We start from the raw sequence: 22,990 nt of genomic DNA, 5'->3' as shown, positions 1-22,990 counted from the left end.
CGGTGCCCGACGGGCGCCCGCCCCCGAGGCACCGCACCCGCACCGGTCGCGCGGTCACCCGGTCACGCGGTCACCCGTTCGCGCGCCCGCGCCCGCGACCTACTTCCCGCTCCGCCCCGGCTCCGGCAGCTTCAGCACCTCCGTCAGGGCGGAGATGCTGTGGTCGCCGTGGCCGGCCTCGACCGCCCGCCTGAGCAGGTCGTGGAAGGGCTCGTGCCAGGTCACGTCGAGGTTGGCCTCAGCGCCGAGTTCCGCGTCGTGCGCCGCCCCGGCCAGGAACAGGTTCACCGAGGACGCGGGCTCGCCGTACTCGCCACGGTCGATCTCGTCGGCGAAGACCGGGAGGATCGAGTTGATCATCTCGAACCACTTGGTGCTGAACCGCACCATCGAGGCGACCGGCAGGCCACGGGCCTGGAGCGCCGCCGCGCCCTGGAAGAAGCCGACGAGCGCGGGCAGCAGGGTGCCGCCCACCGCCATCTCGTACAGCGCCGCCAGGTCCGGGTCGGCGCCGAGGTAGACGGTGTCGCCGCCCAGCACCCGCAGCGTCGGCGCGAACTCCTCGAAGACGTCGCCGTCTCCGCCGTAGTACAGCAGCGTGTCCGGGGCGCCCACGGCGGACGGCACGTTCTTGACCGCGCCCCCCAGGTAGCGCGCCCCGTGCCCGCGCGCCCACTCCGCCATCTGCCGCGCACCCGCCGGCGAACCGCTGTTGAGCGTGGTCAGGGCCCGCCCCCGGAGCGCCCCGGCGGCCGGTTCCAGGGCCTCGATGGTGCTCTCGTACGTGGTCAGGCAGGTGATGACCAGCGGGCTCGCGGCGATCGCGGCGCCCACCGTGGGGGCGTGCTCGGCGCCCTTGGCCACGAGGGGCGTGGCCCTGTCCGGGGTGCGGTTCCAGACGGTGGTCGGGTGCCCGGCCGCGAGGAACGCCTCCGCGAGCGCACTACCCATCGAGCCGAGGCCGACGACGGTCACGGGGGTACGGTCCTGCTCGGGCGTACGGTCCTGCTCGGGCGTACGGTCCTGCTCGGGCGTACGGTCCTGCTCGGTCATTGCGTTGCTCCTGCCAGACGCCGAATTACCGGGAGCCGACATAGGGGCTCAACACCGGTGCCCACACGGAGAATTAGCGCGCCAGTACGTGAGATTCGCGAGGGCGCGGCGTGAGGGCTGTTCCATGCTGCGCGGCCCACCACCACTTCGGCAAGTACCTACAATTCTGTCTGGTACCCACATTTGTGTGAGGGGAAGGGCCGATGAAGAAGCGCGGTTACACCTGCGGTCTCGACGCCGCGATCGACGTCATGGGCGGCAAATGGAAGGGCCTGATCCTGTTCTGGCTCGGCGAAGGGCCGCTACGGTTCGGGGAGTTGCGCCGCACGGTGGAGGGGATCAGCGAGCGCATGCTCATCCTGCACCTGCGCGAACTGGAGGCCAGCGGCCTGGTGCACCGCGAGGTCCACCAGCAGGTCCCGCCCAAGGTGGAGTACTCGCTGACCGACTTCGGCCACACCCTCCTCACGGCCCTCACCCCACTCGGCCAGTGGGGCGAGGACCACATGGAGCGCCTGCAAGCCCTCCCGTAAGCCCGGGCATTTCCCGACCCCCGGGCCGGGCATTTCCCACCCGCCGGGCCCGGCAATTCCCTCCCCGTGGGCCGGGCTTTCCCTCCCTCGGATCGGACGCGTTCGCCTCGTCCGGGGGGGCCGGAATTCCGTCGCGCGGGCCAGCCCATAACCGTCGCCCCGGCCGGGCCTCACGCCTCCCCGAGCCCGGTCGTACGCCCCCGAAAGACCGGACCGCGATGCGCTCCACGGACGGACCACATTCGCCCTGCGAACCGATCCGCATTCGCCACGCGGGCCAGGCGTACGAGCCCCAGATCGGGTGTACGCACCGTCCGGGACCGACCGTACGGGCCCGAGGGCGCGACCACGGGAAGCCGCGAGCCGGCCGGCGCTGGGCGTAGGCGTCGGTGGCTGGCGGGCGGGCCGACGGCGGGCCCGACCGCCCGGTGGTGGCGACTCGTCGCGAGGTCTAACCGCCCGCGAACACGCCCCCCAACTCGTCCAGCGCCTCCCGCACCACCCGCGCCGGATCGACCTCCGCGGGTCCCGAGAGCCACAGTTCGAAGCCGACCCTGAAGGCGGCGATCCCCGCCTCGGCGGCCAGGGTCGCGGTCGGGTCGGCGACGCCGCGCCGGCGCAGGGCGTCGGCCAGCCCTGTCGCCATCGCCGCCAGCTTGATCAACTCGCGTTCGCGGAGGCTGGCGTTGGCCGCGATGACGGCCTGCCGCTGCCGGGCGTGCTCGTGCCGCTCGGCACACAACCCGGCCAGCGCCACGAGCCCGGCCGTCAGCGCCCGCAGCGGCGTCGCCGCCGGCGGCGCCGCGCCGACCGCGCTCGACAGCACCTCGTACATCTCGTCCGACGCGCCGAACAGCACCTCGCGCTTGTCCGCGTAGTGCCGGAAGAAGGTCCGCTCGGTGACGCCGGCCCGCTGCGCGATCTCCGCGACCGTGGTCTGTTCGTAGCCTCGCTCGGCGTACAGCTCCAACGCCGCCCGCGCCAGGCGGCCACCCGCGTCCGGCTCCCATCGTCCCATGCGCCGATCCTACGTGACGACAGTCTCTGACATCAGGTGTACGTTGATGACACTGACTGACATCAGTCGCCACTCAACGTCTGGGGTTCTTCGCATGCGCATCTTCGTGACCGGCGCGTCCGGTTGGATCGGCTCCGCCCTCGTCCCCGAACTCCTCGCCGTGGGGCACCAGGTCGTCGGGCTCGCCCGCTCCGACGCCTCGGCCGCCGCGCTCGGCGCGGCCGGTGTCGACGTCGTCCGCGGCACCCTGGACGACCTCGACGTGTTGCGGGAGACGGCGGACGCGGCGGACGGCGTGATCCACCTCGCGTTCAAGCACGACACCGCCTTCGCCGGTGACTACCAGGCCGCCGTCGACGCCGACCGCCGCGCCGTCGACGCCTTCGGCGACGCGCTCGCCCACTCCGACCGGCCCTTCGTCCTCGCCAGCGGCCTGGCCGGCCTCACGCCCGGGCTGGTACTGACCGAGAACACCCCGCTCGCCAGCGGCGACTCACCGCTCGCCCACCGGTCGGCCACCGCCCGCGCCGCGCTCGAACTCGCCGACCGAGGCGTGCGGGCGAGCGTGCTCCGGCTCGCCACCACCTGCCACGGCGACGGCGACCCCGGCCTGCTGGCCGCCCTGATCGCCACCGCCCGCGCCACGGGCGTCTCCGGCTACCTCGGCGACGGCTCCCAGCGCTGGCCCGCCGCGCACCGCGTCGACGTGGCGCGCCTGTTCCACCTCGCGGTCGAGCGGGCCCCGGCCGGTGCGGTGCTGCACGGCGTCGCCGAGGAGGGCGTCCCGATCCGCGCTATCGCCGAGACGATCGGCCGCCACCTCGACCTGCCGGTGGCCTCGGTGGCCCCGGTGGCCTCCGCCGCCGCGGCCGAGCACTTCTCCTGGATGAGCCCCTTCCTCGGCCTGGACACCCCCGCCTCCAGCGCCCTGACCCGCGACCTCCTCGGCTGGCAGCCGACCCACCCCGGCCTGCTCGAACAGCTCGACCAGGGCCATTACTTCCGCGCCCCCGCCGACGCCGCCTGACCGGCTCCCCGGCCGGTCACCTGCCCCGCCGCGCCCGCCTGACCTGGCCGTCGATGGCCCAGACGTCCGCGAGCGGCCCCAGGTGGCCGAGCTTGTCCGGGTTGATGACCGAGCGGATGGCCTGCACCTGCCCGTCGCGTACGTCGAGCGCGAGGGTGTTGAGGACCCTGCCGTCCCGGTCGCGGAAGATGGCGCCGGGCTGGCCGTTGAGTTCGCGCGGCTCGAACGTCACCTCGACCCGGGCCAGCAGCGGCATGACCGAGCCCAACAGCCGGGCCACGTTGTCGGCGCCGGCCACCGCCCGGGCGAGCTGCGGGGCCTTGCCGCCGCCGTCGCCGACCATCTGCACGTCGGCGGCGAGCAGGTCCCGCAGCCCGGCGACGTCACCCCCGCGCAGGGCGTCGAAGAACCGGGTGGCCAACTCCTGCCGCTCCCGCCGGTCCGCGGCGAACCGTGGCCGCCCGGCCGCCATGTGCCGCCGCGCCCGTACGAGCAGTTGCCGGCACGCCGACTCCGAGCGCCCCACCGCCGCGGCGATGTCGGCGAACCCGAAGGCGAACACCTCCCGCAACACGAACACCGACCGCTCCAACGGACTCAGCCGCTCCAGCAACAGCAACGCCGCCATCGACACCGAGTCCGACAACTCGGCCGAGCGCTCCGGGTCCTGGTACGGGTCGTTCAGCAGCGGCTCGGGGAACCACGGCCCCACGTACTCCTCCCGTCGCACCCGCGCCGAGCGCAGCACGTCGATCGCGATCCGGGTCACCGTGGTGGAGAGGAAAGCCTTGGCCGACGTGGGCACGGTCGGCGAGCCGTCGAAGCGCAGCCACGCCTCCTGCACGACGTCCTCGGCCTCGCTCACGCTGCCCAGGATCCGGTAGGCGATCGAGAAGAGCAGCGGTCGCAGCTCCTCGAACTCCTCGACCTTGTCCACCGCGTCTTCCCCTTCACCTGTTCCGGCCCGCCCGTGGCGCGCGACACGGGCGGGTATGTCCTGGCGACCGTACGGCGCACGGGCCTCGGCGGCCTCCCGTACGGGCTGGTCGAGTCGTACGGGCCTACGGCGCGCTGGGCGTCTCGCCCCGGGCGAGGTCGGCCTTGATGCGGTCGGCGAGGCCGACCTCGTAGGCGCCGGCCGGCTGCTGGGCGATGATGTTCAGCCGGTTCGTGGTGTTCATGAAGGCCACCAGCATCACGAGGGCGGTGAGCTGGTCGTCGTCGTAGTGCTTGGCGGCCCGCGCCCACACCTCGTCGCTGACGCCGGTGCCCGCGTCCGCCACCCGGGTCCCCTGCTCCGCCAACTCCAGCGCCGCGCGCTCGGCCTCGGTGAAGACCGTGGCCTCCCGCCACGCCGCCACCAGGTGCAGCCGCACCTGCGTCTCACCGGCCGCGGCGGCCTCCTTGACGTGCATGTCGATGCAGGCCGCACAGCCGTTGATCTGGCTCACCCGCAACGCCACCAGCTCCTGCGTCACCGCCGGCAGGGACGACTCCTTGAGCGCCTTCCCCGCCGCCATGAAGTGCTTGATCGCCTTGCCGGCGCTCGGGGCGGCCAGGTAGTTCAGTCGCGCGTCCATGGTGTGCTCCTCCGTACTCGTCGGTGGCTTACACACCCTGGGACGAGACAGCCCCGCGCCCTGTGACATGGCGGCGGGTACGGGCCGGACTCGGGCCGCTCGGCGAAGGCGGGGCCGCCCGGCTAAGGCAGGGCCGCCCGGCGGGTACGGGGCGCCGCCTGGGGCGGCCGGACGCCGATCGCTGGCGCGGACGCGCCGGGCGCCCCGGCGGGCGCGCGGGCCTACTGGCCGACCCGCCCGTCGACGCACTCGCGCAACAGGTCCGCGTGCCCGCAGTGCCGGGCGTACTCCTCGATCCGGTGCACCAACAGCTCCCGTACGGCGATCCCGTCCTTGCCCAGCCGCTCGCCGAGATCCGGGTGGCGGGCCAGCGCCGCGTCGGTCGCGGCCTGCTCGCGCTCCAGGTCCGCGAACGCGGCGTCGACCTGGGCCTGGTCGGCGACCGCCTCGTCGAAGTCCGCGTCCCGCCTGCCGTACAGCTTCGGCAGCGGCTCGCCCTCGCTGATCCAGTTCCGCCAGTCCCGCTCGTCCTCGGCGAGGTGCCGCACCAGGCCGAGCAACGACATCGTGGACGGCGGAACCGACCGCCGGGCCAGCTGCTCCGCGTCCAGGCCCTCGCACTTCATCCGCAGGGTCAGCCGGTAACCCGACAGGAAGTCCGCCAGCGTCGCCAGCTCCCCGTCCGGGCTGACGCCGTCGTTGTTGCGCGGATCGTCATCCGGGTCCGCCCACATGTCGGGATAGACGGACGCCTGACTCCACCGCTCGGGTCGCTCACTCATGCCCGCCATGTTCGACCGCGTGTGCACGCCCCCGCCAGCGAGTTTCGCCCGTCGCGCCCAGGATCAGCGCCTAGCCCACCCGTACGACGCGCCTACCGCTCCCCTCACTCCTCCTGACGCCCCGCACGCGCCGCGCGTCCGTGGCCCGATCGACGCCCGCATCGCGGCCGACGATCGCGGCTCTCAGGCGACCCGATCTTCCCAACGCAACGGATCGACCGCGCCGCCCAGCGGCTCCACCGGGCTGCCACCGATCCCGCCGCCTATCCAGTACGTGTGCGAGCGGTCGGTGATGTGGAGCCGGACGCAGTCCACGTCCGGACTGCCGACGGCGCGCCACGCGATCAAGGTGGACTCGACACGGTCCCACAACGCCACCGGGCCGCCCTGTCTGACCACCCACCCGGTGGGCCCTTCCCTGAACGAGGCGAAGGACTCCCGCTCGCTGTCGAACAGGTACAACACCGGCGCGCCCGTGCCGTCGGCCCCGTGGACGAACTGGCTGCCGGGGGCGGTGAGCTGAGCGAGGAACGCCGGCATCCACTCCTCCAGCAGGTTGGGTGACACCCTCGTGGCGCGTTCGGTGTCGGCGTACGCGGCACGCGCCTCCAAGTCCCCCAGGTCAGTCGGAGTGGCCTGGGAGCGGGCTTGCATGAACGAGGAGCGGCCCACTATCCGGCCCTGTGCGGTGCCGTCGCCGTGCACGGTGACCTCGGCCAGGCCGGTGCCGTACGCCCAGGAGCCGATCGTGGCCAGGATGCGACCACCCACCCTGGTTTGGCGCACCCACGTGTACGGGACACGGCGTACCGCGCAGGTGGCGACGACACGGTCGTACGGCGCTCGACGAGGGTGACCGACCAGCCCGTCTCCGATGACGGTCCAGGTGGAGTAGCCGGCCGCTTCGAGCGCGTCGTCCGCACGGGTCGCCACCCGCGGGTCGACCTCGATGGTGGTGACGTTGTCCTCCCCCAGGCGGTGACACATCAGAGCCGTTGAGTAGCCGGTGCCGGTGCCGATCTCCAGCACCGTGTGCCCCTCCGCGAGCCCCATGCGTTCGATCATGCTCACGACGGTCGCGGGCACGGTGGAGGACGAGGTGGGGGTCCCTCTCACCCATCCACCCACCTGGTCGGCGGTCAGGTGACCGTCGAGTTGGGTGGCCAGCGACCGGTCGCTGTACGCGATGGCGGCCCACTCCTCGGGCGCCGTCCTCGCGGCGAGCACGGGACGCCAGCGGCCGCCGTCCTCGGGCAGGAACACCCCCGGACGCAGGAACACCTCGCGCGGCACGGCCTCCACCGCCGCGCGGAGCTCCGGGCTCGACAGGACACCGGCTCGTGCCAACCGCGCGGCCAGCGCCCGACGTTCACCCGCCGTGTCAAACCGGGACATCGCGCCCTCCTTGGGCCAGGAGGTCCGCGAAGGCGCCAGCCATGTCCAAGCCGGTGGCCTCCTCCAGGAACCCCCATTGACCATTGGGGTTCAGTTCCAGCCAGTGGAACGCGCCGTCACGCCCGAGAGCCATGTCGAAGCTCCCCGAGGGGAGACCGAAGTACTCAAGGTAGGCCAGCAGGCATTTCGACAGGGCTGCGGGGAGATCGATGACCCGATAGGACAACGCGGAGTAGTCCTTGCGCCAATCCAGCAGGTCGGAGTCGATCCGTACGGCGAAGACCCTCCGGCCGACCACGAGCACCCGCACATCCGCCTCTTTGTCCACACGGGCTTGGAAGAGGTGTGGCGTCACGCGGATCGACTCATCCACCTCGTCGGCGCTGACCAGCTCGGCCCAGCTCGTCATGGCCGTGCCGCCGCGCTCGTAGGGGGTCCATCGCAACGTCTTGTAGACCACCTGGCCATGCGCCGTGATGAACTGTCGTGCCGTGTCCGGATCGTTGGTCACCACAGTGGGCGCGATGGTCAGACCCATCCGTCGGGCCACGGCGAGTTGATGTGGCTTGTAGTCCGCGGCGAGGTTCCGCAGCGGGTGGTTCAGCCACAGACACCCTTCCAGCGCATGCAGGACGCCACCAAGCCCAAAGCGTGTCTGCGCCGCCGCGAACTGAGCGTCAGCCTCGTCCAGATGCTCATAGGCGGGCCAGACGGGACGGCGCCAGTACACCGACCGGGCGTCCTCCAGGGGCACCCGACGCGAAGGCGTACGAAGCCACCCTGCCATCGGAGCGTCGGAGGAGCCGAAGAGGGCCGTGATGGTCAGCTCTCCGCCGGCCATGTCGGCGGGATCGAACCTGACCACGGGCACGCCACGCTGGTTGAGCCGATCGATCACCATGTCCGCCGTGACATCGGCCGCCTCGGTGGCCACCAGGACGGGCCCGGGCCCCGCCGTAACCATCAGTCCTGCGCGCTGTCTTGGTCATGCCCCTGGTCAGGCTGTGAGTCGAGGTTCGTGGCCGTGGGTGTCTCGGTGCCCTTGCTCGTCCCGTGCTTTCCCATCTCGACGATCTGCCCGCGCTCGTCGCGGAACACGCCGAGTTGTGTCCGCGCGTCGATCCGCACCGAGGCGAACGGCATCACCACCGTCGACGGGTAGGGACTCATCCGCCGCACCCCCCAGGGACGGCAGCCGGCGGGCTCGACAGGACCAGGTGTTGGCACGGGAACCTCCTAGCCAGGGGCAACGCTCAGTAGTTCCCAATGTAACGCTCTGCTACGAAAGCCGTCACCCCTTGTGGAAAAAGGCATCGACCCGCCCGCTCAGGGCGCATCGCTCGGTGACTCGCCCCCAGACGGCGTCAGTTCAGCGGAAGGCGTCACATCACCGGACGGCGTCGCGTCGGCAGACGGTGTGGCGTCGATGGACGGCGTCGCGTCGGTGGACGGTGTGGCGTGGTCGTGTTCGTCCCAGGGGTAGGTCGGGTTCTCGTTGATCGACGGGCTCCAGGGCGTCTGCTTGGGTGGCTCGAAAGGGCCCTTTCGGGCCTGTATCAGGTACATGAAGACGACGAACACGACGCAACTGATGATGATCAGCGCGAGGCCGATGGGGTTGTTGGCGTTGTAGACGTACCGGTTTGTGCCCCAAGGGCTCTTCTTGAAGACCGGCTCGTACGCGTCATCGTCACGCTGCGGCATGGACTCCCCCGAAGAATCGCTGTCGGTGACCGTGAGCGGAGATCGTCGCATACGCGCCAACGCGGAACCGGAGGCCAGCCCTCCCCGGCCGACTGCCCCGCGCCCCATACCCGACGGCCCCGGGCCCTCCGCTCCTTGCCGCCCCGTAAGGGACGTTCGCAGCGAACGTCGTCGAGTCCAGGAATCTCCCCGTGGTTAATCCGAAAGGCGGCGGACCCGACCGCGACCCCGGCGAAGAACTACCGCTGGGTAGCGAACAGCGCTCTTTCGATACGCGAGTTGTGGCGACTCGTGGACGTGCTCAGCGCGTAAGTGCGCGCGGCTCGCGTGCCGGGAACGGTGTTGACCGCGTTCCGTGCCTGGCGGCGCCAGGGGGCGTTGTGGCGGATGGCGTGGTGGTACGTGTCCGGCCCCCGCCTCGCGGCCGATGCGGCTGGTCAGCGGGCGCGGCGGGCGGCCGTACGCGGAATCGGTCGAATGCGGCGGGGCCGCACAAGAAGCGTTTCTGCGGCCGCGTTTTCACCTGGCAATTCAGCGGGCGTTCGAGAGGCGTTGTTCCGAACGGGGAATAGAGCACCCGTGCCGATCCCGATACGCGAACCCACCCGAACCTCCTTACGACCACGACGCGAATGCGAAAGGGGACGCATGGCCATCAGAATGACCGACTCCGGATACCACGGTCCGCAGCCGGGTGAGCGCGCCTACGATCCGTTCACCGATCGGATCGGGGTGCTGCAATCCATTCACAGCCTGGAAGATCTCCTGTTCGACCCGCAAGTCGACGGAAAACGTGTCGCCTTTCTCCGCCCCGAGGGTGGCGGTATCGAGTGGACGGCCAACGCCGACGGGCTCTGTTTCCCAGAGCCGGAACGCGGCCAGCAGGCCGGTTAGGCAATCGTCGTAGCGACAACTGACCCGGTGCACCGTCGATGCGCGCACCCCGCCCGCCCGAAGCGCGGACCGCGTCGCCCCGTCGGGCGCGTGGCGCCCTGTCCCGTTGGAGTCGGAGAGGCGCGCCCCGTCAGTCGATGCCGTAGAGCGGGCGCAGTGATCCGTACGGCCGGCGCGTGATCCGCCCCGGCCCGCGTGCCCGCCTACGTGACGTCCGGGGCGCCCGTGGTCTCATCGAGGTCGATGGTGTCAGCAGGGTCAGTGAGGTCAGCGCGGTCGGTGGCGTCAGCGGGGTCAACGGCTTCAGCGGTGTCCATGGTGTCCATGGTGTCCGTGCCGTGTGTGATGTTCGTGGCGTCCGCGGCCTCCGGGGCGGACGTGGCGTCCGCGACTCCCGTGACGGGCGTGGTTGTCGTGTCGGTTGCCGGCTCGGCCGGCATCACCGGTTCGGTGGCGGCTCGGCGAGCGCGGCGGGCCAGGAGCAGGGTGCCGCCGAGCGCCGCCGCGATGGCGACGCCGCCGCTGACGTAGCGCGGCAGTTGGTCGGGTCGCGTGTGACCGGACTTGGTCAGCAGCGGGGTGGCGTCGCCGGGGCGGCCGGTCTCCAGGACGCGGTTGTAGGTGATCTCGTCGTCCGGGCCGAACAGGTCGTTGTGCGCCCGGAAGTCGTCCATGCCCCCCTCGTACGCCCGGCCGTCGGTGTCGATGAGGGTCGGGGGGCCGTCGGGCGTGAACGTGCCGTACAGGGGGACCAGTTCCAGCTTGCCGTTCGCCCGACCGACGAAGAGCATGGTGACGAACATCCGGGCGCCCCGGTCGGCGTGCTCCTCGGCTGCCGCGAGTTGTCGAGCCGAGGCGCGGGGGAGGCCGCGCGGGGAGCCCGCCACCCGTGGTTCCGACACGTCCAGCGCCAGGCCGTCGGGCCGGGCCGCGAGCGGGCGGGCCGGCGACCCCTGACGCGTTCCCGCACTCACCGCCAGGCCCAACACGACGAAGGCCGCCAGCGACGCCGCGCCGAGGGTCAGCGTCGTGCGCCGACTCATCGGGGCCGCGTCGCCCGTGCACCACCGCGACCAGCGGCCCGTTCTCCGCACGATTCCGTCCACAGGCACGTCCTCCGCTGTGCGTACTCCGCGATCCGGTCACCCATGCGGCGCGACCCGCCCGAGACGGTGTGGCGCCCTCCTGGCACTGTGCGGCCAGGTCGTCGGGAGGGGTCACGTCGCGCCCGTGGCCGTGCCCGGCCGCTGACGCTCGCTGGTGATCGCTGGTGATCGCTGGCACGACGGCGGGCGGGGAGTGTGCGGCGGCTGGGCCGGAGGACTGCGGGGCCCGCCTGGCGCAGGCGGGTGCGAGCCGCGCGCCTGGCGGAGGCGGATACGGAGGTCTGCCGCGCGGAGGCCGTGTGTTGAGGGTCCCGGCTGGCGACGCCAGGACCCCCAACACGTCCCGCCGGAACGGAGGCGACGTGGGCCTCTCCGGTCGGGAATCCAACGGGCCCGGTGCGTGGCGGGCGCGCCTGACCCGTTGCCCGCCCTGAAAGCATGCGGGGACACCACGGTACGGGCCGACCTGTGCGGACCGCATCGGTCATCCGGCTGATCTCGTGCGTACCGCACCGGGTGTAGCTCGCAGCCACGCTCGCCCCCGTCGGTACGAGCGCGGTTCAGCCGATGTTCGCCGTGCCCCCTCCCCTCATCTACGGAGGTCGCTCTACGTACCAGCCAACTCGCGGTGCGTCCATCGCACTTGGCCTGCCGCGTTCGGGCCGGGCCCGGCGTCGGTGTGGCTGACCGGACGCATCTGGCGGCAAACCTGGTCCGGAGCGTGGGCTTGGGAAGCGCTGCCGGGGTGGTACGGGCGTGGCCGCCGATGCTCGTGCGCACATGACCGAAAAGGGAGGGGTACGGCCGACCGTGGCCTACCGGGCCAGCCCCACGAGGGTCACGTGCCCCACGTGCCTCGCGTGGACGTTGAGCCCCACGTGCCCGTCGAGCCCCGTCGAGCCCGCCGCGCCGAGCACGCCGAGCGGGCCGGGTCAGGCCGGCGGGCAGGGCTGCCACTCGGTGGCCGGCGCGGGGGCCGGGTACCGGGGGCGGGGCGGGCTCGTGGGGGTGGCGGCGCCGGGTTGCGCGGCGCGGCGGGCGGCGGGCTGTGCGGCGGGCTCGGCCAGGATCAGGGTCAGGTCGTCGGCGGAGGCCGGGCCGGCGTGCGCGGACAGCAGGTCGAGCAGCCGGCCGAGCGACGCGTCCGGGGTCGGCCCGCGCAGCGCGGCGTGCACCTGGTGGTCGAGCGGGAACAGGTCACCCTTGGCGTCGCGGGCCTCGGCAAGCCCGTCGGTGTACAGCAGCAGCCGCTGTCCGGGCGCGAGGGTGACCCGTTGCAGCTCCGGCGTGGGCGCGAGGCCCAAGGGCGTTGAAGAGTTGGCGGGTTCGAGCGTCTCCAGGCGTCGGCCGGCGCGTAGCGGTGGTGGGTGGCCGCAGTTGACGAGGCGTACCTCGTCGGGCGCGAAGTCGGCCAGCAGCAGCGTGACGAAGTCCTCGGGGCCGAGTTCGGCCGCGATGCGGGCGTCGAGGGTGTGGGCGAGCTGGATCAGGTCGGGCTCGGCGGCCGCCGTCTGCCGGAAGGCGGCCAGCACCGCCGCGCTGAGCCGGACCGCGTCCAGGCCGTGCCCCTTGGCGTCGCCGACGATCAGGCGCGGTCCGGTCGGGGTGAGGATCGCGTCGTGCAGGTCGCCGCCGATCAGGGCGTGTTCGGTGGCCGAGCGGGTACGTACGGCCAGCGTCAGGTCGCCGATGGTCGACGGCAGCGGGCGCACGATGGCCTGCTGGCTGACCTGGGCGATGCGGGTCATCCTGGTCAGCGCCCGGTGCGCCTCGCGGTGCGCGCGCTGGGCCGCCTCGCACGCGGTCTTGGTGCGCGCGTGGACGCGCTGGACGTGGGCGAGCACGCGGCGGGTGCGCAGCAGCGCGTGCCGGGTCGAGGCGTACGCCTCGCGCGTGCGCGCGTAGGCGCGCCGGGTGCGGGCGTGCGTGCGGCGCATCCGTGCGTAGCCGCGCCGGGTGCGGTCCTCGGCGCGCTGGGAGCGCGTGCGGGCGCGGGCCACCAGCGTCGCGCTGAGCCCGCCGACGGCCGCCGCGAGCACGTCGTTGACGTACTCGGCGCGCCCCGGCTGCGTGGCCTCGGCGCCGCTGAACGGCAGGGCCGCGGCGAGCAGCACCGCGAGGCCGCCGACCGCTCCGGTGGTGCCCGCGCTCAGCCGGTACGCCGCCAGCAACGGACCGACGACGAACAGCGCGCCGACGGCACCGCCCCCGAGCAGGACGTGGGCCACGGCGACGAGCGCCTCGGCGAGCACCGCGGCCAGCAGCCAGCCCCAGTGTGAGCGCACCACACACCTCCGCGAGGGCGCCATCGGCCCCACTCAGGGGCCGGACCGTAGTCACCCTGGCAGACGCCGACGACACAGGTAGTCACTTTCTTACTTTCTGTGACGCGGTACGGGCAGATGTGGCCGACTTCGCGCCCGTTCGTCACCCTCTTTCGTCAGACCGTCGCTAGTCCGTCAGCCCGTCAGTCCGTCAGGCGGTGCGACCCCGTGTCGTATCGGGTCGTGGGAGGCGTGCGGATCGCGGCCGGCGAACGGGTCGTGGGAGGAGTTCAACAAGAGTTCTCTCGCTGGCCGCGTGTGCCGGCGGCTCGACACGGAGCGCTTCGACCGGCGGAAAGCCGAGGACGGCGGCGAGAGGTTCGCGGCCTCGGCCGGACACCCGTTCACTCGGGATGACAGCCCCTGGCGGCGACTTCCCTGGTAGCGAGGGTGGCGGGGCCGAGCGCACAGCCGCCACCGGCCGCCGGGGGCCCGTGTTGGGCGGTGCGCGTGGCCGGTCGTGCCGGCGCGGGCGCCGGCACACCCTCCTGTCCGGGCGGCCCGCCCATGCCGCATCCTTCTGTTGGCGTTGACGGCGTCACTGGCGCACCGCGGAACCCCGGGGGAAATCGTGAGACGAGTGATCGACGACCGCTTCGAGTTGGTGGAACGGCTCGGCGGCGGCGGCATGGGCATGGTGTGGCGCGCCCGCGACCTGGCTCTCCACCGTGACGTGGCGCTGAAGGAGGTGCGCCCGCCGGACCCGGCGCTCGCCGAGTACGACCCGCAGGCCGCCCGCACGCTGCGCGCCCGCGTGCTGCGCGAGGCACGCGCCCTCGCCCGCGTCGACCACCCCAATGTGGTGACCATTCACCACATCGTGGACGGCGGTGAGGACGCGTACCCGTGGATCGTCATGGAGTTGGTCTCCGGCGGCTCGCTCCAGGGCCGTCTGGACGCGGGGCCGATGACGCCCGCCGAGGCGGCCCGGCTCGGCGGCGGCATCCTGGCGGCGCTGCGCGCCACGCACGCCGTCGGCATCGAGCACCGCGACGTCAAGCCCGCCAACGTGCTGCTGCGCAAGGACGGCCGGCCGGTGCTCACCGACTTCGGCATCGCCGCGATCCGCGAGTCCACCAGCCTCACCGCCACCGGCTCCATCATCGGTTCGCCCGACTACATGGCCCCCGAGCGCGTCCGTGGCCAGGCCGGCGGCCCCGCCGCCGACTTCTGGTCGCTCGGCATGCTGCTGTACGTCGCCGTGGAGGGCCACCACCCGCTGCGCCGCGCGAACACCCTCGCCACCCTCGCGGCCGTGCTCAACGACGAGGTGCCGCCGCCCCGCAAGGCCGGCCCGCTCACCGAGGTCCTGACGTTGCTGCTGGTCCGCGACCCGGGCGCGCGCCCGGACGCCGGCACCCTCGACCGCATGCTCGCCGCCGCTATCGCCCAGGGTGAGGCGGGGGGCGCGGGAAACGCGAGCGGCGCGGCCGGTACGGGAACCGGCACCGGCACCGGAGCGGGGCTCGCCGGCGCGGGGGCGGCGCCGGAGACCACGGCGCCGATGAACACCGCGGACCTGGGCGACACGGCCCCGGCGCCCGGCCCCGCCGACACGACCTCGGGCGCCCACCCGGGCCCGCACCCGTCGGCGTCCGGCTCTGACCCGACGCGCGACTCCTCGGTCACCTCGTTCCCACTGGCCCCACCGAGCGGCGAGAGACCCGGCGCGGGGCAGGGCACGGCCGCGCGCGGGGGGACGGGCACGACCGGGAGCGCGGGCACGGGAGCGCGGGCCGGCGCGAGTACGGGCGCGGGCGCGCGGGCCGGCGCGGGCACGGGGTCGGCTGGCGCAAGCGCGACGAGCGCGGGCGCGCGTGCGACCGGCGCGGGCGCGACGGGCACCGGCGCGCGTGCGACCGGCGTGGGGACGGCGGGTACGGGCGCGCGTACGGCGGGCTCGGGAACAGCGGGCGCGGGAGCGGCCGGGCGGGGTGGGCTCGGGGGCGGCGCCTCGTACCGCATCAGTCCGCCGCCCGCCCCGGACCCGGACGCCGCGCGGCGCCGGGTGCGTACCCGGAGGCTGGCGACGGTCGGCATGGTCGTCCTCGCCGCCGTCCTGACCGGTGTCCTGCTCTACGTACTGCTGCCCAGCCCGGACGACAAGGACGGCACCCCCACCGCCCGCCAGACGCCGGGCCCCGGCACCTCGGCGACGGCCACCGGGCCCGCCGCGCCCAAGCGCGACACCTCGGGCACGCAGCCCTCCTCGCCCTCGTTCGGCGACGCGGGCGGCACCGAAGACGAGCAGCCGCAGACCGACCTGCTCACGCCCGACGGAATCCGCCGGGCCCTCACCGAGCTGCGGCCGTTGATGGACACCGGCAAGGTCATCAGCCTCGTGGTCTACCCCGAGCACGTGTCGGCCGAGGCGCTCGTGCAGGGCAGCAGCAAGCGGTACGACCGGTTCAGCTACCGCGCGGACAGCGGGGCGTCCCGGGACGGCGCGGGCGGTACGAAGGCGACCGGCACCCAGCCGCTGGACCTGGACGCCTTCGACTGGGACGCCCTGCCCGCGTTGATGCGCAAGGCGGACCAGGTGCTCGGCGTCGACCAGCCCACCAGCCGCTACCTCGTCGTCCGCGCCCCGTCCAGCGTCTTCGACGAGGGCCAGAGCATGAGCGTCTACCTCTCCGACGCCTACGGCTCCGGCTACCTCAAGGCCGACCCCAGGGGCAAGGTCATCGCCACCTACCCGCAGGACAAGTGACCCCCGCGACGGAGCGGAGGGGCCGGCGCCAGGCGGTGTTGGGCCGGCACCGGGCGTGTAGGGCCCGTGCCGCGCGGGGCCGGCGTCAGGGCGCGGTCGAACCGCCGCGCGCGTCGGGGCGGACCAGGAGGCCGCGGTCGATGGCGACCACCACCGCGTGGGTGCGGTCGCTCACGTCCAGCTTGGCGAAGACCCGCAACAGGTGGGTCTTGACGGTGGCCTCGCCGATGACCAGGCGGCGGCCGATCTCCGCGTTCGACAGGCCGTCGGCCACCGCGGTCAGCACCTCCAGCTCGCGCCCGGTCAGCGCGACCGGCGCCGGCCGGCGCATCCGGGCCACCAACCGCTCGGCGACCTTGGGGGCCAGCACCGTCTCGCCACGGGCCGCGGCGGCGATGGCGGCCACCAACTGCTCCCGCGAGGTGTCCTTGAGGAGGTAGCCCACCGCCCCGGCCTCCACCGCCCGTTCGATCTCCGCGTCGGTGTCGTACGTCGTGAGGATGAGCACCCGGGTCGACGCCCCGCTGGCGACGATCCGCTCGGTCGCGCCCACCCCGTCAAGCACCGGCATCCGCAGGTCGAGCAGGGCCACGTCGGGGGCGAGCGCGCGGACCGCCGCGACGGCCTCGGCCCCGTTCGCGGCCTCGCCCACGATCTCCACGCCGGGCTCCGGACCCAGCAGGGCGACCACCCCCGCGCGCATCACCGTGTGGTCGTCCGCCACCAGCACCCGAATCCTGGGCCCGGCGGCGGCCGCGATCCCGTGCGGGCCAGCCCCGTCAGCCGTGTCCGTCATGTGCGCCGCGCCTCCTCGTGTTCGGTGGTGGGGACCGTGGCGAGCACCCGGGTGCCGTCCCCGAGCGAGCTGGTCACCTGGAGTTCGCCGCCCAGCTCGGCCAGCCGCTTGCGCATCCCGTCGAGGCCGAAGCCTTCCGCGTCGGCCACCACGAACCCCCGTCCGTCGTCGGTGAGTTCCAGCTCCACCCCGTACGGCCGCGCCGCGAGCACCACGCCGACCGTGGTCGCCCCCGCGTGCTTGCGCACGTTGGCCAGCGACTCCTGGGCGCAGCGCAGCAGCGCGATCCGGGTCCGCTGGTCACAGGGCACGTCGGGCAGTTCGGCGGTGACGGTGAGCCCGGTGTCCTGGGCGAACCGGTCGAGCGTGCGGCGCAGCGCCTGGGCCAGCGTGCCGGGCGCGGCGCCGGTGCGCGGGGCGGCGCCGACCAGCGCGCGGGCCTCGGCGAGGTTCTCGCGCGCCGTCCGCTCGATCGAGTCCAACTGCTGTGCGCTGCGGTCGGGATCGGTGCGCACACCCGAGCGCGCCGCCTCGGCCAGCACGATGATCGAGGCGAAACCCTGGGCGAGGGTGTCGTGGATGTCGCGGGCCAGCCGTTCGCGCTCGTCGGCCGCGCCCTGGCGCTGGTTCGCCTCGGCCAACCGGGCCTGCGCCTCGGCCAGTTCGGCGGCGAGCGCGTCCGCCCTGGCCTGGGTCAGGCCGACGAAGCGGTAGAGCCACCGGCCGACGGCCACGCCCGCCGCGTAGGCGAGGAGGGTGGCGACGAGGTTGCCGGTGAGCAGGTGCGGGCTCCACCCCTGGGGCAGCACCCCGCCGAGCGCCGTGCTGGCCGCCGCGAGACCGCTGAGCTTGATCGCGGCCCGTGGCCCGGCCGCGAAGACCCAGAACTGCGGGAGGGCCACCACGAACAGCGCGGCCGCGCCCTCCAACACGTACGACACCGCCGCGATGTGCAGTCCGAGCAGGGCCAGCAGGACGGACGGTACGAGCCCGGCCCGGGGCCCGGGCACCTGGCGGCGGGCCGCGAGCAGCAGGGCCCCGTAGTCGGCGGCCAGCAGCGGCAGCAGCACCGCCGCCGCGTACTGGTCGGCGCGCGAGGCGTCCCGCACGGCCAGCGCCGTCGGCCCGAGCCCCACCGTCAGCCAGGCGACGCCGTACCAGAGGTGGAACCTGGTGGTGAGGAACCAGTCGGCGGGCTGGGGCAGCGGGACCATGCGGCTCAGCCTACGGTTCCCGGCGCGGTCGGCTCGGGCTCGGGCCGGGCGCCGACGGCCGGGGTGACCTGCCGCTGGGCCCGGCGCATGCCGCGCGACGGCCACCAGTTGGCCTGACCGAGCAGCAGCATCAGGGCCGGCAGGACCAGCATCCGGATGACGAACGCGTCGAGCAGTACGGCGACCGCGAGCACGTAGCCGATCTGCTTCATCTCGATCAGGTGCAGCCCGACGAAGCTGGCGAAGACGGTGACCATCACCACCGCCGCGCTGGTGACCACGCCCGCCGAGCGGCCGATGCCCTCGATCACGGCCCGCCGGGTCGGCACCCCCGCCAGCGCCGCCTCCCTGATCCGGCTGACGACGAAGACCTGGTAGTCCATCGACAGGCCGAAGAGGATCACGAACAGGAACAGCGGCACCCGGGACCCGATGGAACCGGTGGAGTCGAAGTCGAGCAGCCCCTCGGCCCACGAGGGTTGGAAGGTCAGCACGAGCACGCCCAGCGAGGCGCCGGCCGACAGCAGGTTCAGCACCACGCCCACCAGGCCGAGCACCACGGAGCGGAACGCCCACACCGTCATCGCGAACGTCACGACCAGCAGCGCCCCCACGATCAGCGGCAGCTTGTCCTTCTGGTGCTCGGGATAGTCCGCGTAACGGGCCACGTCGCCGGTGACCGCCGTCTCGACGCCGGCGACCTTCCCTATGGTGGCGGGCACGTGCTCGGCGCGGATCGACCTGAGCGACTCCTGCGCGGCGTCGGTGCTGACGTGGTGCGGCACCTGGAGCTGGAGCATGCTGATCCGCTTGTCCCGCGAGGTGCTCAGCGCGGCGTCGCCGGACAGGCGCGGGTCGTCCTTCACGTCGCGGGCCAGCTCGCGCAGGGCCTCGGTGACCTCGGCCGAGCGCTCCGCGTCGGCGCGGACCACGATCTGGTGCATGGCCTTGAGTTCGGGGAAGGCGGCGTTCTGCCGGTCGTAGACCCGCATGGCGCCAATCGCCCGGGAGTGCGTCTCGCGGCCCATGTCGGTCAGGTTCAGGCCGAGCGCCGGGGCGGCGACGGCGAGCATGCCGAGAACGGAGGCGGCCAGCGCCACGGCGGGCCGCCTGCTGACGCCGCGTAGCACCGCCGCGGTGACCCGGCCGGGCCCGCCCCGGCGCGGGGCGCGCTGACGCAGGGGCTTGCCGCCCGCCGCCGCGCGGGCCGCCCTGCGCTCGGCCCGCCGCTCGGCGCGCGCCCCGAGCACCGCGAGCAGGGCCGGCAGCACGGTCAGCGAGCTGAGGACGGCGACCAGGGTGACGACGATGGCGCCGACCGCGATCGAGGAGAAGATGACGTCGTCCACCAGGAAGAGCGTCGCGGACGAGACGGCGACGGCCAGGCCCGAGAAGACGACGGCCCGCCCGGAGGTCGCGGCGGCCAACTCCACCACGGCCGGCGAGGAGAGGCGGCCACCGGCGCGGGCCCGTTCCTCGCGCTCGCGCTTGAGGTAGAAGAGCGTGTAGTCCACGCCGACGGCCAGGCCGATGAGCAGGATGACGTTGGTGCCGATGCCGGCGTCCGGGAAGGCGTGCGAGGCCAGCATCGACAGGCCGATGGACGCGGCGATGGAGGTCAGCGCGAGCAGCACCGGCACCAACGCCATCGCGACCGAGCTGAACACCAACAGCAGCGTGATCAGGGTGACCGGCAGCGCGATGATCTCGGTACGGGCCAGGTCGTCGCCGCGTTGCTGGTCCGTGCCCTTGCCGATCGAAGGCGAGCCGGTCTCCTCGACGCGGAGTTCGGGGTGGGCCTTCTGTACGGCGGCGGTCTGCGCGAGCAGCGGGTCGACGTGCTCCTTGCCCTCCCGCTCGTCGCCGAACATCGTCACGTCCACGCGCACCGCCGAGCCGTCCGCCGAGCGCACCGGCGCGGCCACCGCGCGCACCTCGGGCAACTCGCGCATCCGCTCGGCGACCTCGCGGGCCGCCGCGTCGGCCGAGGCCCGGTCGAGCCGCCCGGTGCCGGGGGCCGCGGTGATCAGTACGCGCTCCACGGGCCGCTGTTGCAGCCCCCCGTCCTCGGCTATCGCCTCGGCCCGGCCGGCCTCGCCGATGCGGTAGTCCGCGGCGGTGGCCGGGTTGCCGCCGACGGCGATGCCCGTCCCCAGGCACAGCACGACGAACACGAACCAGCCGACCATCGCGCGCCAGGGGTGCCCGGCGCTCCACCGAGCCATCCGAACTGGAAGATTCTTCATGGTGTTCATGCTGGTCGGCGGGGTGTTGGCGGCGACAGCGGCGACCGGTTGAACCTGGGGTCCACCAGTCGGTGGACCCCCGCCGCCCCGAGCCCGATCCCCGCGCGCGTTTGCCCTGCCCCGCGCGGCCGGCGCCGCTGCCCGCGCGGTCGGTGCCGCTGCCCCGGACGGCCGGTGCCGCTGCCCGCGCGGTCGGTGCCACTGCCCCGGACGGCCGGCGCCACTGCCCGCACGGCCGGCGCCACTGCCCGCGCGGCCGGCGCCACTGCCCCGATCTCCGGCCACGCGTACGCGCCCGGCCCCCGTCGGGGGACGGGGTTGGGGCGTACGCGTCCCGTGGCCGGCCCGACCCGCGTCCGCGCGGACGCGGCACCGCCAGACGGCTCTCCACGGGTTGCGCACGCCCATGCCCACGGGGCCCCTCGCGCCCCACCCCGTGGGCGGCTCCTGCCAGCCACCAGCGCGCCGGTGGCACTCCGGGGCATGCTCGGTGGATGGCCCACCGCGCCCCGCAGGCACCTCGGGACGTCAACCCCCTCGCTGACCTCCCATTTCCCGGCAAACCCCGGCACACCCGTTCCTTGACATCCCGGATTGGTACAGGCCAATATCCGGCTGGTCTGCTCCAAGTCGCCCGGCCGTCCGATCCGTCGGCCCACACCCGCACCTCGGAGGTCCCCTCATGGCACGTGGCAGCCACCCGGAACTCATCAGGTTGGCCAACTCCGTCCTTCAACCGGGCTTCGTCGGCACCACCGCTCCTGACTGGGTGCGCCGCCGCATCGCCGACGGGCTCGGCTCCGTCGTGCTGTTCGGGCGCAACATCGAGACCCCCGAGCAGGTCGCCGCGCTGACCTCGGCGCTGCGCGAGGAGAACCCCGAACTCATCGTCGCCATCGACGAGGAGGCCGGCGACGTCACCCGGCTCGACGTGCGCACCGGCGCCTCCTGGCCCGGCAACCTCGCGCTCGGCGCCATCGACGACCCCGACCTCACCGAGCAGGTGGCCCGCGACATCGGCCGCGCGCTGCGCGCCATCGGCGTCTCCCTCGACTACGCGCCGAGCGCCGACGTCAACTCCAACCCGATGAACCCCGTCATCGGCGTGCGCTCCTTCGGCGCCGAGACCGACCTCGTCGCCCGGCACACCGCCGCCTGGGTGCGCGGCCTGCAGAGCGCGGGCGTGGCCGCCTGCGCCAAGCACTTCCCCGGCCACGGCGACACCAACGTCGACTCGCACCACGGCCTGCCGATCTTCACCGCCGACGCGGAGACCATCACGCGCGTCGCGCTGCCGCCGTTCACCGCGGCCATGGAGGCCGGCGTGCGCACCATGATGACCGCGCACATGCTCATCCCGGCCTACGACCCCGAGCTGCCCGCGACGCTGAGCCCGACCATCATCAACGGCGTGCTGCGCGACCAACTCGGCTTCACCGGCCTGGTGGTGACCGACGGCATCGAGATGGGCGCGGTCTCCGCCAAGTACGGCATCGCGGGCGCCACCGTCAAGGCGGTCGCCGCCGGCGCGGACGCCGTGTGCGTGGGTGGCGAGAGCGCCGAGGAGTCCACCACCGTGGACCTCGCCCAGGCGCTGGTGGACGCCGTGGTGGACGGCACGCTGTCCGAGGAGCGGCTGGCCGACGCCGCCGACCGGGTGCAGAAGTTCGCCGCCTGGTCGGCCGACCTCGCCCGGCAGGCCGACACCGCGACCGACGAGTCCGACATCGGCCTGGTCGCCGCCCGGCGCGCGGTGCGCGTCAGCCGCCGCCCCGGCACCGGCGCCGAACTCCCGCTGGCCGGCGCCCCGCACGTGGTCGAGCTGTCGCCGACCATGAACCTGGCCATAGACGGCCGCACCCCCTGGGGCGTGGCCGACCCGCTGCGCGCCCTGCGCCCGGAGACCACGTCGGTACGGCTCACCGAGGCCGAACTGTCCGACGCCGGCGACCTCCTGGACCGCGCCGTACTGGCCCCGGCCAACGGCCGCGAGCTGGTCATCGTCGTCCGCGACGCCGCCCGTCACCGCTGGATGTCGCAGGCCCTGGCCGGCCTGGTCAGCCGGCGCCCGGACGCCCTGGTGGTCGAGATGGGCGTGCCCGTGGACGCCCCGCTCGGCGCCGTCCACCTCACCACCTTCGGCGCCACCCGGGTCTCCGGGATCGCGGTGGCCGAGGTGCTCACCGGCGCCGCCTGAGCCGCGCGGGGCGACCTCCCCGAGAGGCCGCCCCGCACCTCCACACCCCCGCGCCCGGCCGCGCGCGGCGATGCCTCGTACAACTCGTGCGTCTCGTACGCCTCGTACGCCTGGTGCGCCTCCAGCACCCCGTACGCCTCGCTGCCTCGCGTCTCCCGCCGGCGCCCACCCGGGGGCCGCTTCCCCTACACCGCCCACGCGCGCCCGCGACCTGCCCGCGTGTCGCTCGGCCCTGCCCACGCGTCGCCCGGTGCCCGCGTGTGGCCCGATCCTGCCCGCTCAGCTCCGCCCCTGAGGCGACCCGTTCGGCATGCCGCGTACCCGGCCGCGTGACGGTTGTGACGACCGTGACGGCGGACCTGTCGTGTCGTCAGATGGGGTGCGTGAGATGGGGGTTGACACCCAAAGTTG

At 73.6% G+C, this 22,990-nt stretch carries 19 protein-coding genes; 5 read left to right on the top strand and 14 right to left on the bottom strand.

The genetic code is table 11. The annotated features are described in order from the left end of the window. Positions 1-99 precede the first annotated feature (99 nt). On the bottom strand, positions 100-1,053 hold the full coding sequence (locus OYE22_RS17820; RefSeq protein WP_277321336.1) for an NAD(P)-binding domain-containing protein: 954 nt from the start codon (positions 1,051-1,053) through the stop codon (positions 100-102). Between the two features lie 203 nt (positions 1,054-1,256). Here OYE22_RS17820 and OYE22_RS17815 point away from each other — a divergent pair, with 203 nt between their 5' ends. Then, positions 1,257-1,586, top strand: a complete 330-nt coding sequence (locus OYE22_RS17815; protein WP_277321335.1) for a helix-turn-helix domain-containing protein — start codon at positions 1,257-1,259, stop codon at positions 1,584-1,586. 451 nt (positions 1,587-2,037) lie between these two features. Here the strand turns inward: OYE22_RS17815 and OYE22_RS17810 are convergent, their stop codons facing one another. Next, entirely contained in the window at positions 2,038-2,604 is a 567-nt protein-coding gene (locus tag OYE22_RS17810; protein WP_277321334.1) for a TetR/AcrR family transcriptional regulator, read from the bottom strand. Between the two features lie 94 nt (positions 2,605-2,698). On the opposite strand from OYE22_RS17810, the gene OYE22_RS17805 reads away from it, so the two are divergent. Next, on the top strand, positions 2,699-3,631 hold the full coding sequence (locus OYE22_RS17805) for an SDR family oxidoreductase (protein ID WP_277321333.1): 933 nt from the start codon (positions 2,699-2,701) through the stop codon (positions 3,629-3,631). A gap of 16 nt (positions 3,632-3,647) precedes the next feature. On the opposite strand, the gene OYE22_RS17800 is transcribed toward OYE22_RS17805, so the two are convergent. From OYE22_RS17800 to OYE22_RS17770, 7 genes are all read right to left on the bottom strand, one after another. Further along, the gene (locus tag OYE22_RS17800; RefSeq protein WP_277321332.1) at positions 3,648-4,568 is read right to left on the bottom strand and encodes an RNA polymerase sigma-70 factor; all 921 of its coding nucleotides are present in this window, start codon (positions 4,566-4,568) and stop codon (positions 3,648-3,650) included. A 124-nt stretch (positions 4,569-4,692) separates the two neighbouring features. Continuing rightward, a complete protein-coding gene (locus OYE22_RS17795) occupies positions 4,693-5,211 on the bottom strand; it encodes a carboxymuconolactone decarboxylase family protein (RefSeq protein ID WP_277321331.1) in 519 nt (172 codons plus the stop codon). Positions 5,212-5,432: 221 nt separating this feature from the next. Then, positions 5,433-6,002 carry a DinB family protein gene (locus OYE22_RS17790; protein WP_277321330.1) on the bottom strand — a complete coding sequence of 190 codons (570 nt, stop codon included), beginning with the start codon at positions 6,000-6,002 and terminating at the stop codon, positions 5,433-5,435. Positions 6,003-6,176: 174 nt separating this feature from the next. Then, positions 6,177-7,388, bottom strand: a complete 1,212-nt coding sequence (gene tgmC / locus OYE22_RS17785; protein WP_277321329.1) for an ATP-grasp peptide maturase system methyltransferase — start codon at positions 7,386-7,388, stop codon at positions 6,177-6,179. Continuing rightward, entirely contained in the window at positions 7,375-8,352 is a 978-nt protein-coding gene (gene tgmB, locus OYE22_RS17780) for an ATP-grasp ribosomal peptide maturase (RefSeq protein WP_277321328.1), read from the bottom strand. Before tgmB ends, tgmC begins: the two co-directional genes overlap by 14 nt. Then, positions 8,352-8,615, bottom strand: a complete 264-nt coding sequence (gene tgmA, locus OYE22_RS17775; RefSeq protein WP_277321327.1) for a putative ATP-grasp-modified RiPP — start codon at positions 8,613-8,615, stop codon at positions 8,352-8,354. Before tgmA ends, tgmB begins: the two co-directional genes overlap by 1 nt. A gap of 99 nt (positions 8,616-8,714) precedes the next feature. Beyond that, complete coding sequence (locus OYE22_RS17770; protein WP_277321326.1) at positions 8,715-9,092, bottom strand: hypothetical protein; 378 nt, start codon at positions 9,090-9,092, stop codon at positions 8,715-8,717. A gap of 648 nt (positions 9,093-9,740) precedes the next feature. Between OYE22_RS17770 and OYE22_RS17765 the strand changes: the two genes are divergently transcribed. After that, complete coding sequence (locus tag OYE22_RS17765) at positions 9,741-9,986, top strand: hypothetical protein (RefSeq protein WP_277321325.1); 246 nt, start codon at positions 9,741-9,743, stop codon at positions 9,984-9,986. Between the two features lie 203 nt (positions 9,987-10,189). On the opposite strand, the gene OYE22_RS17760 is transcribed toward OYE22_RS17765, so the two are convergent. Together OYE22_RS17760 and OYE22_RS17755 are read right to left on the bottom strand one after the other, a co-directional pair. Next, complete coding sequence (locus OYE22_RS17760; RefSeq protein ID WP_277321324.1) at positions 10,190-11,029, bottom strand: hypothetical protein; 840 nt, start codon at positions 11,027-11,029, stop codon at positions 10,190-10,192. 995 nt (positions 11,030-12,024) lie between these two features. Continuing rightward, on the bottom strand, positions 12,025-13,377 hold the full coding sequence (locus tag OYE22_RS17755; RefSeq protein WP_277321323.1) for a PP2C family protein-serine/threonine phosphatase: 1,353 nt from the start codon (positions 13,375-13,377) through the stop codon (positions 12,025-12,027). Positions 13,378-13,996: 619 nt separating this feature from the next. On the opposite strand from OYE22_RS17755, the gene OYE22_RS17750 reads away from it, so the two are divergent. After that, entirely contained in the window at positions 13,997-16,126 is a 2,130-nt protein-coding gene (locus OYE22_RS17750) for a serine/threonine-protein kinase (RefSeq protein ID WP_277321322.1), read from the top strand. 85 nt (positions 16,127-16,211) lie between these two features. On the opposite strand, the gene OYE22_RS17745 is transcribed toward OYE22_RS17750, so the two are convergent. From OYE22_RS17745 to OYE22_RS17735, 3 genes are read right to left on the bottom strand one after another with little or no spacing between them, the layout of a single operon-like run. Beyond that, positions 16,212-16,922, bottom strand: coding sequence for a response regulator transcription factor (locus OYE22_RS17745; protein ID WP_277321321.1), 711 nt, complete (start codon positions 16,920-16,922; stop codon positions 16,212-16,214). Further along, entirely contained in the window at positions 16,919-18,136 is a 1,218-nt protein-coding gene (locus tag OYE22_RS17740) for a sensor histidine kinase (protein ID WP_277321320.1), read from the bottom strand. Before OYE22_RS17740 ends, OYE22_RS17745 begins: the two co-directional genes overlap by 4 nt. Before the next feature lie 5 nt (positions 18,137-18,141). Continuing rightward, positions 18,142-20,382: an MMPL family transporter gene (locus tag OYE22_RS17735; protein ID WP_277321319.1), complete on the bottom strand. Its 2,241-nt coding sequence runs from the start codon at positions 20,380-20,382 to the stop codon at positions 18,142-18,144. Positions 20,383-21,064: 682 nt separating this feature from the next. On the opposite strand from OYE22_RS17735, the gene OYE22_RS17730 reads away from it, so the two are divergent. After that, entirely contained in the window at positions 21,065-22,579 is a 1,515-nt protein-coding gene (locus tag OYE22_RS17730; protein WP_277321318.1) for a glycoside hydrolase family 3 protein, read from the top strand. The last annotated feature ends 411 nt before the right edge of the window (positions 22,580-22,990 follow it).

It is taken from the genome of Streptomyces sp. 71268, from assembly GCF_029392895.1.
Lineage (GTDB): Bacteria > Actinomycetota > Actinomycetes > Streptomycetales > Streptomycetaceae > Streptomyces.
The sequence above is the reverse complement of the archived record's forward strand: the minus strand, read 5'-3'. Positions and strand labels throughout refer to the sequence as shown.

Excerpts from the sequence above, each read along its gene's own strand:
- OYE22_RS17820 (WP_277321336.1), bottom strand. The coding sequence starts at position 1,053 with ATGACCGAGCAGGACCGTACGCCCGAGCAGGACCGTACGCCCGAGCAG.
- OYE22_RS17815 (WP_277321335.1), top strand. The coding sequence starts at position 1,257 with ATGAAGAAGCGCGGTTACACCTGCGGTCTCGACGCCGCGATCGACGTC.
- OYE22_RS17810 (WP_277321334.1), bottom strand. The coding sequence starts at position 2,604 with ATGGGACGATGGGAGCCGGACGCGGGTGGCCGCCTGGCGCGGGCGGCG.
- OYE22_RS17805 (WP_277321333.1), top strand. The coding sequence starts at position 2,699 with ATGCGCATCTTCGTGACCGGCGCGTCCGGTTGGATCGGCTCCGCCCTC.
- OYE22_RS17795 (WP_277321331.1), bottom strand. The coding sequence starts at position 5,211 with ATGGACGCGCGACTGAACTACCTGGCCGCCCCGAGCGCCGGCAAGGCG.
- OYE22_RS17790 (WP_277321330.1), bottom strand. The coding sequence starts at position 6,002 with ATGGCGGGCATGAGTGAGCGACCCGAGCGGTGGAGTCAGGCGTCCGTC.
- tgmC (WP_277321329.1), bottom strand. The coding sequence starts at position 7,388 with ATGTCCCGGTTTGACACGGCGGGTGAACGTCGGGCGCTGGCCGCGCGG.
- tgmB (WP_277321328.1), bottom strand. The coding sequence starts at position 8,352 with ATGGTTACGGCGGGGCCCGGGCCCGTCCTGGTGGCCACCGAGGCGGCC.
- OYE22_RS17770 (WP_277321326.1), bottom strand. The coding sequence starts at position 9,092 with ATGCCGCAGCGTGACGATGACGCGTACGAGCCGGTCTTCAAGAAGAGC.
- OYE22_RS17765 (WP_277321325.1), top strand. The coding sequence starts at position 9,741 with ATGGCCATCAGAATGACCGACTCCGGATACCACGGTCCGCAGCCGGGT.
- OYE22_RS17760 (WP_277321324.1), bottom strand. The coding sequence starts at position 11,029 with ATGAGTCGGCGCACGACGCTGACCCTCGGCGCGGCGTCGCTGGCGGCC.
- OYE22_RS17745 (WP_277321321.1), bottom strand. The coding sequence starts at position 16,922 with ATGACGGACACGGCTGACGGGGCTGGCCCGCACGGGATCGCGGCCGCC.
- OYE22_RS17740 (WP_277321320.1), bottom strand. The coding sequence starts at position 18,136 with ATGGTCCCGCTGCCCCAGCCCGCCGACTGGTTCCTCACCACCAGGTTC.
- OYE22_RS17735 (WP_277321319.1), bottom strand. The coding sequence starts at position 20,382 with ATGAAGAATCTTCCAGTTCGGATGGCTCGGTGGAGCGCCGGGCACCCC.
- OYE22_RS17730 (WP_277321318.1), top strand. The coding sequence starts at position 21,065 with ATGGCACGTGGCAGCCACCCGGAACTCATCAGGTTGGCCAACTCCGTC.